Below are 16,869 nucleotides of genomic sequence, written 5' to 3'. Positions count from 1 at the left end.
CGTTCGCCGACGAACTGCTCGAGCGCTCAGCCAAAACAGCCATCACAATGGAGGTGTCAATTGAAGCTACCAGAGGCGAACTCTAGACGACTTTGGGACGGGACCAAAAACTCGGAGGCATGGCGGAGCCACTTCCGCCTCCTCGACAAATACCACGACGACTCTAACTCATCGGTCACCGAGAAACCCAGTCCACCCGGCTACTGGGGCAACCGTGACGACGGCTACGAACTTCACGGCCTCGTCCGCAACGACCTCTACACCCTCAACTGGGACGAAAACCGAAGGACGAAAACCGAAGTACGTTGGAGTTCGGCGTCGGTGACGTACTCGAAGACCGCTACGACTTCGAGTATCAGGAACGCATCACACTCGAAGTCCGCGGCAACCCACAGTGGGACGGCGACGACAGCCGATTGGAACTCATCTACGACGAACACGCTGACCAGCTTCGTGTCCAGCATCTTGCCCGCATTCAACCAGACAAACTACGTGAACAGCGGGAGGATGCGTTCACTCACACACTCGATTCAGAGAACACGACGCGGGCAGCCGCCATCGACGTAGGTGCGAACAACACACTAGCTGTCGTCACCGAAAGCGGTGATACCGCCGTCTACCACGCCCGCCCGGAGTTTGATCGATTCCAGAGGTATTCCAAGCGAATCGCCACACTCCAATCGAAACTACCAGACGACGAATACACGAGCCACCGTATCCAACGCTTGTACGATGCGAGGTCACGAAAACGCAATCACAGTCGTGACGCGGCGGTGAAACACGCCGCAGAGTGGCTGCTCGAACGGAACGTTGACACGGTGTACGTTGGTGACTTGACCGACGTGTTGGATACTCATTGGAGTGCGGACGTGAACAAGAAGACGCACAATTTCTGGTCGCACCGCCAACTCGTGGAACGGGTAGCGTTGACGCTGGGTGATGTTGGTATGCGTGTTGCGGACGTGTCTGAAGCCGATTCGAGTAGTCGGTGTCCGGAGTGTGGTAGTGAGGATGTGACTCGATCAGGCGATTCGTTCCGGTGTCATGACTGTGAGTTGGATGCTCATAGTGACGTTGTTGGGGCGTGGAACGTGTTGCAGAGTGAAGTGGGGCCGATGGCCCGGCCCGCTGCCCTGTCTGCTGAACGCGGCAGGGACGCACCCGTGAACTCGGAAGAGTGTGATGGGGTGTACTGGGAGTGGGATGGACACGACTGGGTACCCGCCCGTTTTGGGGAAGGTTCGTGTCTGTTTGACCAAACCAGCGTCAGCAAACCCGCAAGTTCACAGCCGGGGTAACCAGTCTGGTTGGATTACCCACGGAGGAATCCTCGCGCTTCAGCGCGGGGAGGAGGTCAAACCGATAGATCCGCCCGTCGAAGCAACTGCGCGTTGATCGCGACGATCACCGTGCTCGCGGACATGAGCACCGCGCCGACCGCGGGCGAAAGCAGGATCCCGATCGGTGCGAGCACGCCGGCAGCAAGCGGCAGGGCGAACACGTTGTAGCCAGCCGCCCAGATGATGTTCTCCTGCATCTTCCGGTAGCTCTTCGCGCTCAGCCGGACGAGGCTGGCGACGTCGCGCGGATCATTTTCGACGAGCACGACGTCGGCGGACTCGACGGCGACGTCGGTTCCCGAGCCGATGGCGATGCCGACGTCCGAGCGCGTCAGCGCGGGGGCGTCGTTGACGCCGTCGCCGACCATCGCGACCAAGTGGCCCCGGTCCTGTAACTCGAGGATCTTCTCGTCTTTGTCCTCGGGTAACACCTCCGCGAAGACGGTGTCGATGCCGAGTTCGTCGGCGACGCTGTGGGCGACGTCCGCGTCGTCGCCGGTCAACATCGCAACCTCGACGCCCATCCCGTGGAGCGCGTCGATCGCCTCGAAACTTTCCTCGCGAATCACGTCTGCCAGCGCGATCGCCCCGACGACCTGCTCGTCCCGGAGCACGTAGACGACGCCCTCGCCGCGGGACCCGGCGTCGTCGGCGAAGCGCTCGAGGTCGCCGTCCGGGTCGACCTCGAGATGGCGGAGCAGGTTCGGGCCGCCGACGGAGACGGTGCGGCCGTCTCGGTCGCTCGATCCACCGGTGCCGTCCGGCTCACCGCCAGCTACGGCCGGTGCCACGTCGTGCTCGATCGTCGCGCGGACGCCCCGGCCCTCGAGTGCCTCGAACCCGCGGACGTCGGGCACCTCGAGGCCGCGGTCGGCCGCTTCGTCGCGGATGGCCTGGGCGATCATGTGTTCGGAGTCGCCCTCGGCGGCGGCCGCGAGCGTGAGGACGTCGTCCTCGCTCCAGTCTGCGACCGTCTCGATCCCGACGATGCCCTGCTCGCCCGCGGTTAGCGTCCCCGTCTTGTCGAAGACGACCGTATCGAGATCTCGGGCTTGTTCCATGGCGATCCGATCACGAACGAGCATCCCGTGCCGGGCGGCCATCGAGGTGTTGATGGCCACGACCAGGGGCACGGCAAGCCCCAGCGCGTGGGGACAGGCGATGACGAGCACCGTCACGACGCGCTCGACGACCGGCAGTCCGAAGCCGACGGCGAGCGTCCAGCCGACGGCGGTCACCGCGGCGACGCCGAGCGCCGCGTAGAACAGCCAGCCAGCGGCCCGGTCGGCCAGAACCTGCGTCCTCGACCGACTCTCCTGTGCGTCCTCGACCAGTCGCATGATTCCCGACAGCGTCGTCTCCTCGCCGGTCGCGGCGACGCGAACGCGCAGGCTGCCGTCGCGGTTGGTCGTCCCGCCGATGACCTCGCTGCCGGGCTCTTTCTTCACCGGTTTCGACTCGCCGGTGACCATCGACTCGTTGACGTTCGACTCGCCCTCCTCGACGACGCCGTCGGCCGGCACGTTCGATCCGGGCCGGACGAGGACGAGTTCGCCTTCCTCGAGGTCGTCGATCGGGACCTCCCGCGTCTCCCCGTCATCAGCGATCCGCTCGGCCGTCTCGGGCATCAACTCGGCGAGTTCGTCGAGCGCACCCGAGGCCCGCCTGACGCTGCGCATCTCGATCCAGTGGCCAAGAAGGAAGATGACGATCAGGGTAACGAGTTCCCAGAAGAACGGTTCGCCGATGCCGAAGCCGGCGGCCGCGATGCTGTAGACGAACGCGACGGTGATCGCCAGCGAGATGAGCAACATCATCCCGGGCTCTCGGTTTCGGGCCTCGACGGCACCCATTCGGAGAAACGGGATCCCGCCGTAGGCGAAGACGACCACGCCGAGGACGGGACCGACGAACCCGCTTCCCGGGAACGTCACCGCGGTGAAGCCGAACCAGTCCTGAAGCATCGGACTGTAGTACAGCACCGGCAGCGCGAGCACGAGACAGACGAAAAACCGCTGTCGGAACATGTCCTCGTGGTCCGAGTGGTCGACGTGGTCGCCGTGGTCGTGCTCGTCGTGCCTGTCATCACGGGGTTCGTCGTGGTCGTGTTCGGTATCGTCATCGTCGCGCCCAGCGTTTCGATCCGCGGCCTTCTCGTCGGCACCCGGCGCGTCGCGGTAGCAGTCACACACGCGACAACACGAGCAGTAGCTGTCCGACGGCTTTTCGTCTCGATCGGGGTTGGTCTCTGTCCGTGAATTGTCGCCGGGATCGTTGGTCGACTCGCTCATCGGTCTCGACAGCCCTCTTCGAGTCGGCGTCGTCGGTGCTCGAACGTCCCGATTGAGGTGACCTCGACTCTCATTGCCGGATAGCTATCGGCGGAGCAACATAGTACTATCACCCAGTTATCACCGATCGCCGCATGGCATCGAACAGGTTCGCTTGCGGGTGCGTGTCCGGTCTCTCCAAAGCGAAACATGGAGGATGCTCACCGAAAAACGATGGAGACGAGAGCCGTGGATCAAACGAGACTCGACGCCGTAATCGCCGCCGTAACGGCCGGGATCGTCGCCCTAGGCGCGATTGCCGCGTGGCAGCAGTATCGCCAGATGCGGATTCACGGCGAGATGATGGGCCACACCGCGACCCACGGCCTGCAGCCGGCCTGGTACCTGCTCGGATCGCTACTCGTCGCGGGCGCTGTTGCTGGGATCTACTGGGCCGTCCGCGACTCGACGGGGACGGACGCGAGTCAGCGGGTCGACACTCGAGCGCACGATACCGATCCGACGATGACCGACTCGACGCTTGCGAGCATCGAGAGCCCGTCGTCGCCGGACTCCGGAACCGAACCGAGAACCGAGTCCCAATCGGAACCGAAGACAGACACCGAACCCGCAGCCGACCCGACGTCGGACTCGACCCCACGAGTGCTCGAGGTTCTCCCGGCGGACGAACGCCGAATTCTCGAGCCCGTCCTCGAGTCGCCCGGAATCACGCAGATCGCGCTCCGGGACCGAGCAGACTTTTCGAAGAGCAAGGTCAGCCAGACCGTCACCGACCTCGAAAAACGGGGATTGCTCTATCGGGAACGACAAGGCCGGACGTACCGCGTCTATCCGAGCGACGACCTCGAGGAGCGCTGATCGCGGCTGACTGCCGCCGCCGGTGGCTCGTACTGATCGTTCCAGCGGGTCGTGTTCGGGCCGCACGAACGGTCTCGTCAATGAAACACGATTAGATCGCCCGAGAAACGGTCTCGAACGCTCTCGTCGCTGAGTTTGCACCCATACTGATACCCTTTCCCCGGTGATACCGGTAACTGAGGAGATCCCAAATGAACCGAACCCCACTCCGAATCGGGCTGGCCGTACTGGTCGCCGTCGGATTACTCGGCGGCGTGGCACTCGTGAGCGCGGACGACGGCAGCGCCGACACGGATGCGATCCAGTGGATGCACGACCGGTTGAGCGATCACGTACACGGTGACCATCACGACCACACCGATCACCACGACGGCAACCACAGCCACGGCGCCCACCACGACGGCAATCACCAACTGGGTGAGCATTAGGGCGGCGTTGGCGGCTGCTAACTGCCTATTTTCCGGCTGAAATCACCGTTTCCTGGGAAAGTCAGTCGTTGCACGGCCCATGATCAGCCGACGGAGATCTCGAGCCGAACATGAACGGCGCTGGGACGATCATCTTCGATCATTCGTCCGATGGACCGACCGAGTTTAGTTTCGAAACTTGTACCCGGAGATATTCACGCTTTCTAAGACACAATCCGCTTGAACGTGTATCCCCTACAGCTATACATGACCACCAGGAGAGCGCACCTCGAGATCACCGGCATGTCCTGTTCGACGTGTTCGGGGGCCGTCGAGGACGCGGTTGGCGGCCTCGAGGGCGTCGAGTCGGCGAGCGCGAACTACGCGACCGACGAGGGGACGGTCGCCTACGACCCGAACGAGCGCTCGCTGGCCGAGATCTACGACGCGATCGAAGACGCGGGCTACGAGGCGGCCTCCGAGACGGAGACGATCACCGTCATGGGAATGTCGTGTTCGACGTGTTCGGGGACCGTCGCGGACGCCGTGACTGAGCTACCGGGCGTGATCCGAGCCGACGTAAACTTCGCCTCGGACGAGGCTCGCGTCGAGTACAACCCGACCGACGTTTCGCTGGGCGAGGTTCACGCGGCCATCGAAGAGGCCGGCTACGAACCCGTCCGCGACGAGGTCGAGGAAACCCAGGGCGAGAGTCAGCGCGAACGGGCCGTCGAGAAAGAACTGCGACGACAGCGACGGCTGGTGATCGGCGGCGGGATCCTCACGCTGGCGTTCATCCCGATGATGTTCGAGATGCTGTTCGGCCTCGCCGGCGTCGCCTCGCCGATTCCGGGCGCGATCGCTCACCCGCCGGGCTGGCTCGAGTTCGTCCTCGCAACCGTGCTGATGGCCACGCTCGGCATGGAGTTCCTTCGGGGCGCCTGGCGGGCGTTTTCCCACAACCGCCGGGCGAACATGGACACGCTGGTAGCCGTCGGTACCTCCGCCGGCTACGTCTACAGTACGGCTGTCCTCGCCGGCGCGATCACCGGCGGACTCTACTTCGAGGCCGTCGCCTTCATCCTCTGGTTCATCACGCTCGGCAACTGGCTCGAGGTCCGCTCGAAGGCCCGAGCCGGTAACGCACTGCGCGAGCTCTTGCAGATGGAAGCCGAGGAGGCGACCGTCGTGGAAGACGGAGAAGAGAAGCAGGTGCCGCTCGAGGACGTCGCCGTCGGCGACGTAATGAAGGTTCGGCCGGGCGAGCGAATTCCGACGGACGGTGTCGTCGTCGACGGCCAGAGCGCCGTGGACGAGTCGATGCTCACCGGCGAGTCGGTCCCGGTCGAAAAGGGTGAGGGGGACGAAGTCGTCGGCTCGACGATCAACGAGAACGGCGTCTTGCTCGTGGAAGCGACGAAGGTCGGCTCCGAGACGGCGATCCAGCAGATCGTCGACCGAGTGAAGGAGGCCCAGTCGCGCCAGCCCGAGATCCAGCGACTGGTCGACAAGGTGAGCGCGTACTTCGTTCCCGCGGTGATCCTCAACGCGGTCTTTTGGGCGCTGCTGTGGTTCGCAGCACCGGATGTGCTGTACGATGTTTCCGCGGCGCTGGGCGCGTGGATCCCGGTCTTAGAGCCCGTCGGCGGCGGCCCCGTCGCGGGTGGCGTGCCGGTCCTCGAGTTCTCCGTGGTCGTCCTCGCCTCGGCGCTGCTGATCGCCTGTCCCTGCGCCCTGGGGCTGGCGACGCCCGCGGCGACGATGGTCGGCTCGACGCTCTCGGCAACCAACGGCGTCCTGTTCAAGGGCGGCGACGTGCTCGAGCAGGTCCGAGGTATCGATACGATCGTCTTCGACAAGACGGGGACCCTGACTCACGGTGAGATGGTGCTGACGGACGTCGAACTCGTCGGGGAGCAGGCCGCGACGGACGGCGGCACCGACGCCGATACAGCAGCGGACGGCGGGGTACTGGCGGGTCCCAACGAACGCGAGGAGGACCTCGAGTCGTACGTTTTGGGCGCGGCTGCGGCGGCCGAGTCCGGCTCCGAACACCCAATTGCGCGGGCAATCGTCGAGGGCGCTGACGAGCGCGGCGTCGCGATCGGCGACGTCAGCGAGTTCGAAAACGTGCCCGGGCACGGAATCCGTGCCGAGACCGACCGCGGCAGCGTCCTGATCGGTCGCCGGAAGCTCCTCGAGGACGCGGGGATCGACACCGGCCCCGCAGAGGAGACGCTGACCCGACTCGAGCGCGAGGGGAAGACGGCGATGCCGGTCGCGGTCGACGGCCGACTGCTGGGCGTGCTCGCGGTAGCCGACGAAGTGCGCGAGAGCGCCACGGAGACCGTCGCAGCGCTCCGCGAGCGCGGCACCGAGGTCGTGATGCTCACCGGCGACAACGAGCGGACGGCCCGCGCGGTGGCCGAACAGGTCGGAATCGATCCCGACAACGTGCGCGCGGCGGTGCTGCCGGAGGACAAGGCGGATCACATCGAGGAACTGCAGTCCGACGGCGCTCGAGTGATGATGGTCGGGGACGGCGTCAACGACGCCCCGGCGCTCACCACGGCGCAGGTCGGCGTCGCCATCGGCTCGGGCACCGACGTCGCCATCGAGTCGGCGGACGTCACCCTGATGCGCGACGATCCGGCGGACGTGCTCAAGGCCGTCCGCATCTCCGAGGCGACCATCTCGAAGGTGCGACAGAACTTGTTCTGGGCCTTCGCTTACAACACGACGCTGATCCCGATCGCCTCGCTGGGCCTGCTGAACCCGGCGCTGGCGGGCCTGGCGATGGCTGCCTCGAGCGTGAGCGTGATGGCCAACAGTCTCTCGTTTGCGAAGTACGACCCGCACGAGGAGTACCGGCTGGCGGTGTTGAAACCGATCGCGTGGCTTCGCCGCTAGCGGGTCGTTGTAGCCGGTAGCCGCAGCGCGGTCAGTTGTCGGTAGCCGGTTGTCGTCGGGTATCGACTAGCAGGTGTCCGCTATTGTCATCGGTCATCAGCCGTCAGCTGTCGACCGTTCGCCGTTGTTCCATATTTTCGATCGGACAGCGTCGAGCCCGTTCTCACCCCATCTGCGTCGGGAAGAGCGCCTCCGCGATGATGAAGGTCACGTAGGCCTCGACGAACGCCGCGAGGACGAGAAGTAGCCACGCGAAGACGACCAGTGCGGTCGTCCGAAGGAGGTACGATCTGGTCACCAGCGCGTCGCGCGTGCCGGCGATCCGCTGGCCGGCGCGGTGGACGAACCGGAACCCGATCCCCGCGGCGATGAACAGCGCGGGCAGTTCGAAGATACCGTGGGGTGCAAGCAGCGCGATGATCAGGCCGAATCCGGTTTCCATCCCGGCGAACACCGCGATGTTGCCGACCAGAACGCCGTTGAATATCATGATGATGACCGTCAGGGTACCCAGCGTGAGCGCCCCGAAGATCGCCGCCAGAAACGGCGGCGTGTTATTCATGATGAAAAACGACGCCGAGAGCTCGAGGTTCTCTTCGCCCGCGAGGTCGTCACCGCCGCCGGGGAGTTCGTCCTCGCCGAACTCCTGCATGATCATCTCGAGAAAGAGGTCGATCAGGTTGACGCCGGCGGCGTAGAGCAACGCTCCGATAAGGGCGCCGAACGCGAACAGCCCGGTCGCAAACCAGGCGTACAGTCGGTGTTCGGTCCAGGCGTCGTCGAGGACCCGGAATACCGCTGGCGTTGTCGTCCGGCCGGCGAGCGCGATCGCACCGAATCCGAGGCCGAGGACGACGGCCCCGGCGGCCGCCGTCGATTCGCCGTAGGCGACGAAGATCGCCGCGGCGGTAGCGAACGTGATCAGCGCGAGCGCGAGCGTGAGTCCGGTCCAGTAGCGGACCGTCGTGGAATTCGGTGGCTCCGGCGGGCCACCGCCGCGTTCCGAATCCGGATCCGAACCCGGATCCGGAGTCGAGGGCGAGGGGGCCGGCTTATCCCTGGGGTCGACCGTCGGCTGCCCCACTCGGGACTCGTCGGCCTCACTGCTGCGATCGCGGTCGACGCCGTAGGTGTCGCGGTGCTCGGCGTCGCCCGTGTCGTCGCGTTCGGATGCGATCGAGGGCCGTCCGTCGCGGTCGTCGCTGTTCCTACTCCCGTTCCCGTTCATACACGATCAGTCAACGAAACGCGAAATAAATCCGCCGACTACTGCAGGATCCGGTTGGTCGCGATTCGGACGGGTCGGAGCCGAGCGACACGACCGACTGTCTCACTGGAGTCCACCGTCCACACTCGAGCAGCTGACGACACTGCCGTCGGAGCTGTTGTCGGCCTCGCGAGTCGCGGGCGATCTGCAGGTAGTTCGCGCCGGACTGGGCCGCCCACAGCAGCTTGTAGATCGGCGCTCGCCGGTCGAACGCCGACTCGAGCGAACCGCGTTCGGCGTACCTCCCTCGAAACGCGCGCCGCAGCCGGTTCCGCTCGTCGCGGGAGAGCCGGCCCGCGTAGCCGTCGATAAACCTGACCTCGGCTCGGGCCAGCGCGTACTCGGCGTGGGTGACGTGGGCGTTTCCCCAGTCGAGGACGGCGGTGACGGTTCCCGGCTTCGCGTCGCTATCGCTCCCGGCGATCAGCAGGTTGCCGGGCTGGTAGTCTCCGTGAGTTACCACCGGCCGACAGCCGTCGTCGCCGGCCAGCGACACCGGCAGCGAATTCAGCGGCGGACCGGGATCGATCGCGTGCCAGCCGTCGGGGTCGCGCAGATGGAGTCCGGTTCCGTCCGCGCTGCGGGCCAGCCCGCCGACCCGATCGAACGCCAGCGCCGGCGTCGCGTGCAACCGACCGAGAAGTCCGCCGGCGTCGGCGACCAGTCGGCGACGAACGGCCGGCTCGAGGTCGAGATAGCGCGGGCCGGGATTCGTCCCCGCGCGGAACTCGTAGCACGCCCAGCGCTCGAGCGGGTCGCCCCGTCCGCGTTCGCGTTCGGTACCCGAAATCGACCCCGAGGCGAGCACCGCTGGCACGGGGAGATCGGTAGTCGCAGCGACGTGCTCGACCACGAGCGGTTCGATCACGTCGCCGGTCCAGACGCTCGCGCCGCCGCGTTTGCACACGACTCGAGGAGCGTCGTCGCCATCGACAGCGAGCCGGCAGATCGCGGTGTCGGCAACGGACCCTGACCGAGGCCGATAGCACGACCGGACCTCGGATCCGAGGGCAACGCTGACGATTCGTTCGACCGTCTCGGCTTCCATTCTCGAGGAGGGACACCGGCGACGACCGTAGGCGTTGGGTTGGAACGCCCCGTCTGTCGCGCGGTAGGAACCGAATATACAATCCGTTTGCGCCCGTCGTCCCGGTCGAACCCAGCGTGTCGATTCACCCCTGTGCCGTCGCGACGCGTCTCTTTCGGAGCGTGCGCAGCGTCGGCTATCGGAGCTACTTCCGACTCGCTCGAGCGAACTACGACCGCGAACTGGTCGCCCGTCGGAACCGGACGCCCGCGGGGACGGTTCGCTGTTACGAACCCCTCAACCGCCACGGGAGCGACGCGATGCTCGCGGACGTGGCCGCCTGCTGCGGTCCCGAAGACACCGTCTACGACATCGGCGCGAACATCGGTATCTACGCCCTTGCGCTGGCGAGCGACGCGCCCGATCGACGGATCGTCGCGTTCGAACCGTCGCCGTCTACCGTCTCCCGACTCCGGGCGAACGTCCGACTGAACGCGCTCGAGGAGCGGATCTCGGTCCGCGCCTGCGGACTCGGCGACGAGACCGACGAGCGCCCCTTCTACGTTTCGACGTACCCCGAACTTTCGGGGTTCGACCGCGAGAGCGCGACCCGCTGGGAAGCGACCGTCGCCGACGTTCGATCCGTCCCGATCCGCCGGCTGGACGACCTCGCCGCCGAGCTTCCGCCCCCGGACGTCGTCAAGATCGACGTCGAAGGGGCGGCTCCGGCCGTCGTTCGGGGGGCTCGCGACACGCTCGAGCGCCACGGGCCGATCGTCTTCCTCGAGAGCCACGCCGAGGGATTCGGTCGGGACATTCCGGGCGAAACGAGGGCGGCGCTCGAGGCGGTCGACTACGCGGTTCGGGAACGAGACGGGTACTGGCGGTGTTCGCCGCGGTAGCGTTGGTTTCGGGGGCTGTCGTGGTGGCGGTTTCGGGGGAGTAGCGATACGTTGGCGGGGGAACCGCGACAACGTCGGTTTCGCGGGAGCCGCAACCGCATCGACCCCCGAAAAGCCGCGGCCCCATTCGATAGTATAAGGCCGTCGCGGGAGAAACGGCGATCCATGACGACACTGGCGATCACCGGCGGGCAGGTGCTGTTGCCCGACATCACGGTGGCTCGTGCGGACGTACTGATCGATCAGGACGACGGCGAGATCCTCGAGATCGGCGATGATCTCGCGGGCGACGTGGACGAGACGCTCGACGCGTCCGACTCGCTCGTGACGCCCGGCTTCGTCAACGGCCACTGTCACGTCGCGATGACGCTGCTCCGGGGGTACGCCGACGACAAGTCCCTCGACGCCTGGCTTCAGGAGGACATCTGGCCGACGGAAGCCGAACTGACGCCCGAAGACGTCAACCTGGGCGCGAAACTCGGCTTGCTCGAGATGATCAAGTCCGGGACGACCGCCTTCGCGGACATGTACTTCATGGTACCCCAGATCGCGGACGCCGTCGAGGAGGCCGGCCTCCGCGCTCGCCTCGGTCACGGCATCGTCACCGTCGCCTCGGACGACGAGGAGGCCCGCGCGGACGCACGGGAAGGACTCGAGGTCGCCCGCGAACTCGACGGCCGGGCCGACGGCCGTATCTCGACGGCCTTCATGCCGCACTCGCTGACGACCGTCGGCGCGGAGTACTTAGACGAGTTCGTACCGCAGGCCCGCGAGATCGGGGTTCCGATCCACTATCACGCCAACGAAACCGCAAACGAGGTTGCGCCGATCGTCGAGGAACGCGGCGTGCGGCCGATGGCCTACGCCGCCGAGCGGGGGATGGTCGAACCGGAGGACTTCATCGCCCACGGCGTCCACCTCGACGAGAGCGAGATCGCCCTGCTCGCGGAGGCCGGGACGAGCGTGATCCACTGTCCGGCCTCGAATATGAAACTGGCCAGCGGGATGGCTCCCGTCCAGCGCATGCTCGACGCCGGGGTGACGGTGGGGATCGGCACAGACGGCGCAGCCTCGAACAACGATCTCTCAATGTTAGACGAGGCCCGAGACGCGGCCATGATCGGAAAGATCGCCGGCGAGGACGCCAGCGCCGTTCCCGCGGAAGCGGTCGTCGAGATGATGACCCAGGGCAGCGCCGACGCCATCGGTCTCGATACCGGCTATCTCGAGGAAGGTGCGCCCGCCGATCTGGCCGTGATCGACCTCGAACAGGCTCACCTGACGCCGCGTCACGATCTCGTCAGCCATCTCGCGTATGCCGCCGCGGCGGCCGACGTCCGCCACACCGTCTGTGACGGCCAGGTGCTCATGCGCGACCGAGAAGTGCTGTCTCTCGATGCGGACGCGGTTCGGACTCAGGCGAGCGAAGCGGCCGAGGCGTTGGTCGCCCGCGCCGAAGAGTGAGTCCGACCGGTAGACAAACGGCACGAAATCTAAACACTCAGAATAAGTTATAAACTCTCAAAACGCCTCTAAAGTCGTTTTGTAGGAACCGAACCGTCGGGAACTGCCGGGTGGGTTTATTCGCTAATTCCTGAATGTCTCGATCGGGATGAGTACACGGAAACTGGTCGCGGCGACGCTGGCTGCCGTCATGATTTTCGCGGCGTTCGCACCCGCGGGTGCGGCGGCTGCGACGGCCGATGACGGTGACGGCGACAGTCTCGACGTGTCCGACGACGAATTCGCACTCGAGGTCAAACAGACAGGGAACGACGTACTCGCGACGGTCACCGAGGCCGGCGCGGGCGTCGAGAACGTGACCGTCACCGCCTCGGCCGTCGACGAGAACGCGTCCTACGCGGACAGCGCGACGACGGACGGGAACGGAACGGCCGTCTTCGACGCGCCGATCGGGAACGAGAGCGTCGCGGTCGAGTTCGAAGCGACGCTCGACGACGAGTTCGCGACGGAAACCGTGACGCTCGAACCGGCCGAATTCGACACCTTCGGATCGCTCGTCTCCGCGTTCGTCGAGGACGCGAAAGGCGACACCGACGGGCCGCTCGGGCTGACGGTGGCGAACTTCGTCGTCGCGAACAATCCGGGTAACGCGCCCGATCACGCGGGCCCGCCGAGCCACGCGGGGCCGCCTGGCGAGGATACGGAGACGGGTAATCAGGGACCACCGGAACACGCCGGTGGCCCGTCGGATGCGGACGATGATGACGACGAAACGGGCGACAATGAAGCGGACGATGACGGGAACGGTAACGGCGGCGGTCCACCGGACCACGCCAACTCGTCTGACTAATACGGTCGCCTGTACCGATTCACCGGTACAACCGCATGACGGTCGCGGTTGCGCCGGAACTGACGTACGGCGGCCCGTATAACGAACGGACATCGGTCGACGGCGCAGTCATCGTGAGGTCAGAGGCACGATCCCGTCGTCGGTGTCCCGATCGAACGTCGGTGCCGTTTTCCGTCTCGATTTTCGGTCGGTCGCACTCATACTGTTAGAAACGTTTTTAAACGGAACACAGCGCGAGTACCCCGTCCCACCGTAGGGAGGGGATGAAGCGCGTTCGCGCGACTGCTTCCCCAGTTCCTATCGGAACGTCGTAGTGCTGTTTGGAATCCACGCTATTGGTCTCGCAAAACACCGCACGGTTGCGCCGGGCCTGCGTCCTGCCCCCCTGAAGGGGGTGGGCGCACGGACATACCCACGCAAGTCGCTGCCGTAATTCGTCTACGCGATCGGGTTCGACGTAGCACCTCCCGTTCGATCGCCTGCCTTCTCAAAGAGACGTACCTTCAGTGGCTACTACAGTCGGTTTCGATCGGACGGAAGAAGGGGAATCCGCAACCGCGGCGAGGGTCATCGGGCCCGTTCCTCACCCGGTGAGGAAACCGCCCGGCGGAATACGCGTTGCGGGACTGCCGTCGTCGTTCGTCGATCGGTCGTCACCGAACCCGGGTGAGTGTTCGATCGTTCGTCGCGCCTTCGCGAGTCGGTTCGAGCCTGCCGTAACGGTAGCGAGTATTTTACTCATACACGAGTAACAAGGAGAGTCGAGCGTATAAGTATTTATGAGATGAAAGATCGTGTCACTCTGACGGCGAGAAGAACGGTTTCCGGTATAGAGCGAACGAACGTCTCGAGACCGCTCGATACGGAATGAGGACCCTCATTTTGAACAGCACCTCGTGTCTTGAGCACAGTTGACAAGCATACAAAATCAGATACTACTGGCGAATCGTTGCGAGAGGACCGCCGTATTCGACCCGACGGAGGTCCGTTACCGGTGGAGGTGACAGGCCGCGAAGTGCGTCCCCGTCCCGAGTTCGGACTCGAGTTCGTAGGCGGGTTGCTCCTGGGCGCAGATACTCCGCTCGGCGAAGGACTCGAGCAGGAGATCGGTCGCCCGTTTCCACCCCTCTCGTTCGTCGTCTTCGTCGCCCTGATACTCGCCGTCGCCTTCGATGAGATCGATCGCCTCCTCGACGATCTCACCAGCCTCGCCTCGGGGTGTGTCGCCGCCGAAGAACTCCCGTCGGATCTCGGGGGCCGTCATCGGTTCGAACGTCCGACGCTTGACGGCGCGCATGAACGCTCGGGTGTGCTTCCACTGCTCGTCGGTCAGATCGTACTCCTCGGGCTTTATCAGCCGCGGACACCGCGTCCGGAACCGACAGCCCGAAGGCGGATTCTGGGGACTCGGAACCTCGCCCTCGAGGACGCCCCGAACCCCGGTCTCCCGCGGATCCGGGACGGGAATCGACTCGAGTAACGCCCTCGTGTAGGGATGCTGTGGGTTCTCGAACAGTTCCTCCTTCTCGGCGAGTTCGACGATATGGCCCAGATACATCACCGCGACCCGGTCGGAGATGTGCCGGATAACCGAGAGGTCGTGGGCGATAAAGAGGTAGGTCAGCCCGAACTCCTCCTGGAGTTCCTCCATCGTGTTCATCACCTGCGCCTGGATGGAGACGTCGAGTGCGGAGACGGGTTCGTCACAGACGACGAAGTCGGGGTCGACCGATAGTGCACGCGCCAGGTTAATCCGCTGGCGCTGTCCGCCGGAGAAGGCGTGGGGATGGCGGTTATAGTGGCGCGGATCGAGACCGACCTTCTCGAGCAACTCCTTCGCACGGGCTTCGCGGCCCTCGTCGTCGAACATGTCGTGGGCCCGCATCGGCTCTTCGATGATCTGACCGACTTTCATCCGGGGGTCCAGCGACGACTGCGGATCCTGGAAGATCATCTGGATCTCCGAGCGCTTCTGACGCAGTTCCTCGCCGCTCATCTCGGCCAGATCGTCGCCCTTGAAGCTGATCGTCCCGTCGGTGGGATCCAGCAGGCGAAGGAGGGTGCGCCCGAGCGTACTCTTCCCACAGCCCGACTCGCCGACCAGTCCCAGCGTCTCACCCATCTTGATCTCGAAGGAGACGTCGTCGACGGCTTCTACCTGATCGACCCCGAAACTCACCGGCGGGAACTGGTCGGTCTCGAGGTTGATGCCCGCGAACAACCCCGAATCCGACGAGAAGTACTTCGTCAGCCCGTCGACCTCGAGCAACGTCTCGCCGTGGGCGATATCGCTCTCTCCGAAGCCGATCGGTTCGTCCGGCGTACTCATGGCCGTGACTCACCTCCGTCTCTGTTCGGACTTCGATTCGTTTGGTTTGCTTCGTTCGCCTTTCCGCCGTCGGTAGATGCTTGCCCCTCTTCGACCGTCGAATCCACGTTCTCATCCGAGCCCGTCTCACCGACTCTCGTCTCGGCTTCGTCACCTTTCTCGAGTGGCACGCTCTCGTCGTAACCCACGTCGAAGACGTCGTGTTTGACACAGGCTGCCCGATGCGGGTACCCCTCAGCCTGGTCGACCTCGAGATTCTCCGGATGAACGCGCGTACAGACTTCCCTGGCGTCGGGACAGCGGGGATGGAACCGACAGCCGGAGGGTGGGTTGATCGCTTCGGGCATCACGCCTTCGATGGGCTCGAGTTCGTCGACGGTTCGGTCGGGTCGTGGCATCGAATCCAGGAGAGCGCTCGTGTAGGGGTGTTTAGTGTCGTAGAACAACTCGTCTACCGGTGCCTGCTCGACGACTTCGCCGAGATACATGACGTTCACCCGGTCACAGATTTCGGCGACGACGCCCATATCGTGGGTGACCCAGATAAAACTCGTATCGTAGCGATCCTGCAGATCGTCGACGAGGTCGAGGATCTGCCCCTCGACGGTGACGTCCAGTGCGGTCGTCGGCTCGTCGGCGATGATCAGGTTCGGCTCGCAGGCCAGCGCCATCGCGATGAGCACGCGTTGGCGCATGCCCCCGGAGAACTGGTGCGGGTACTCCTCGTACCGGTCTTCGGGGTCGGGAATGCCGACCTCGCGAAGCATTCGAACGGCCTCGGCTTTCGCCTCGTCTTTCGGAAGCTCACGGTTGATTTCGATGAATTCCCGAAGCTGACCGCCGACGGTAAACACCGGGTTGAGCGACTCCATCGGATCCTGAAAGATCACCGCGATCTCCCGGCCGCGGATCCGCTCGCGCATTTCGGACTCCGAGAGCATGTCCGGGTGTTCCCGGAGCTCTCCGTCGGGGCCCTCCTCGAGATCGAAGATCGTTTCGCCCTTGTACTCGATCGTCCCGCCGACGATCTCGCCAGGGCTTTCGACGAGCCGAAGCAGGCTCATCGAGGCGACGCTCTTGCCGGCCCCCGATTCGCCGACGAGGCCGACGATCTCTCCCTCGTAGACTTCGAAGGAGATGCCGTCGACGGCGCGAACGGTACCGGTCTCGGTGAAGAACTGAGTCTTGAGGTTTTCGACGCGAAGCAGTGGTTCAGAGCTCATG

13 protein-coding genes are annotated in these 16,869 nt (G+C 64.8%); 7 read left to right on the top strand and 6 right to left on the bottom strand.

Features of this window, described 5'->3' with window-relative positions; genetic code table 11:
- Nucleotides 1-305: 305 nt before the first annotated feature.
- The gene (locus GS429_RS11550) at nucleotides 306-1,298 is read left to right on the top strand and encodes a transposase (protein ID WP_235920794.1); all 993 of its coding nucleotides are present in this window, start codon (nucleotides 306-308) and stop codon (nucleotides 1,296-1,298) included.
- A 56-nt stretch (nucleotides 1,299-1,354) separates the two neighbouring features.
- Here the strand turns inward: GS429_RS11550 and GS429_RS11545 are convergent, their stop codons facing one another.
- The gene (locus tag GS429_RS11545) at nucleotides 1,355-3,631 is read right to left on the bottom strand and encodes a heavy metal translocating P-type ATPase (RefSeq protein WP_160065508.1); all 2,277 of its coding nucleotides are present in this window, start codon (nucleotides 3,629-3,631) and stop codon (nucleotides 1,355-1,357) included.
- 228 nt (nucleotides 3,632-3,859) lie between these two features.
- Between GS429_RS11545 and GS429_RS22480 the strand changes: the two genes are divergently transcribed.
- The 3 genes from GS429_RS22480 to GS429_RS11530 all read left to right on the top strand — a co-directional run bounded on the left by GS429_RS22480 (nucleotide 3,860) and on the right by GS429_RS11530 (nucleotide 7,806).
- On the top strand, nucleotides 3,860-4,489 hold the full coding sequence (locus GS429_RS22480; RefSeq protein ID WP_328821360.1) for a helix-turn-helix transcriptional regulator: 630 nt from the start codon (nucleotides 3,860-3,862) through the stop codon (nucleotides 4,487-4,489).
- 191 nt (nucleotides 4,490-4,680) lie between these two features.
- Complete coding sequence (locus tag GS429_RS11535; protein ID WP_160065506.1) at nucleotides 4,681-4,917, top strand: hypothetical protein; 237 nt, start codon at nucleotides 4,681-4,683, stop codon at nucleotides 4,915-4,917.
- A gap of 246 nt (nucleotides 4,918-5,163) precedes the next feature.
- The gene (locus GS429_RS11530; RefSeq protein WP_160065505.1) at nucleotides 5,164-7,806 is read left to right on the top strand and encodes a heavy metal translocating P-type ATPase; all 2,643 of its coding nucleotides are present in this window, start codon (nucleotides 5,164-5,166) and stop codon (nucleotides 7,804-7,806) included.
- Nucleotides 7,807-7,969: 163 nt separating this feature from the next.
- Here GS429_RS11530 and GS429_RS11525 read toward each other — a convergent pair whose 3' ends face one another.
- Nucleotides 7,970-9,034, bottom strand: coding sequence for a stage II sporulation protein M (locus GS429_RS11525; protein WP_160065504.1), 1,065 nt, complete (start codon nucleotides 9,032-9,034; stop codon nucleotides 7,970-7,972).
- Nucleotides 9,035-9,044: 10 nt separating this feature from the next.
- Nucleotides 9,045-10,121, bottom strand: a complete 1,077-nt coding sequence (locus tag GS429_RS11520; protein ID WP_160065503.1) for a phosphotransferase family protein — start codon at nucleotides 10,119-10,121, stop codon at nucleotides 9,045-9,047.
- A 116-nt stretch (nucleotides 10,122-10,237) separates the two neighbouring features.
- On the opposite strand from GS429_RS11520, the gene GS429_RS11515 reads away from it, so the two are divergent.
- The 3 genes from GS429_RS11515 to GS429_RS11505 all read left to right on the top strand — a co-directional run bounded on the left by GS429_RS11515 (nucleotide 10,238) and on the right by GS429_RS11505 (nucleotide 13,316).
- A complete protein-coding gene (locus tag GS429_RS11515; RefSeq protein ID WP_425438202.1) occupies nucleotides 10,238-11,002 on the top strand; it encodes an FkbM family methyltransferase in 765 nt (254 codons plus the stop codon).
- 165 nt (nucleotides 11,003-11,167) lie between these two features.
- Complete coding sequence (locus tag GS429_RS11510; RefSeq protein WP_160065502.1) at nucleotides 11,168-12,466, top strand: amidohydrolase; 1,299 nt, start codon at nucleotides 11,168-11,170, stop codon at nucleotides 12,464-12,466.
- A gap of 148 nt (nucleotides 12,467-12,614) precedes the next feature.
- Nucleotides 12,615-13,316: a hypothetical protein gene (locus GS429_RS11505; RefSeq protein WP_160065501.1), complete on the top strand. Its 702-nt coding sequence runs from the start codon at nucleotides 12,615-12,617 to the stop codon at nucleotides 13,314-13,316.
- A gap of 583 nt (nucleotides 13,317-13,899) precedes the next feature.
- Here the strand turns inward: GS429_RS11505 and GS429_RS21855 are convergent.
- From GS429_RS21855 to GS429_RS11495, 3 genes are all read right to left on the bottom strand, one after another.
- On the bottom strand, nucleotides 13,900-14,058 hold the full coding sequence (locus tag GS429_RS21855) for a hypothetical protein (protein ID WP_201294004.1): 159 nt from the start codon (nucleotides 14,056-14,058) through the stop codon (nucleotides 13,900-13,902).
- Nucleotides 14,059-14,304: 246 nt separating this feature from the next.
- Nucleotides 14,305-15,645 (bottom strand): ABC transporter ATP-binding protein, encoded by a 1,341-nt coding sequence (locus GS429_RS11500; RefSeq protein ID WP_160065500.1) that lies wholly within the window; start codon nucleotides 15,643-15,645, stop codon nucleotides 14,305-14,307.
- Nucleotides 15,642-16,868 carry an ABC transporter ATP-binding protein gene (locus GS429_RS11495; protein ID WP_160065499.1) on the bottom strand — a complete coding sequence of 409 codons (1,227 nt, stop codon included), beginning with the start codon at nucleotides 16,866-16,868 and terminating at the stop codon, nucleotides 15,642-15,644. Before GS429_RS11495 ends, GS429_RS11500 begins: the two co-directional genes overlap by 4 nt.
- Nucleotide 16,869: the final 1 nt, after the last annotated feature.

Source organism: Natronorubrum halalkaliphilum, assembly GCF_009834785.1.
Lineage (GTDB): Archaea > Halobacteriota > Halobacteria > Halobacteriales > Natrialbaceae > Natronorubrum > Natronorubrum halalkaliphilum.
The sequence above is the reverse complement of the archived record's forward strand: the minus strand, read 5'-3'. Positions and strand labels throughout refer to the sequence as shown.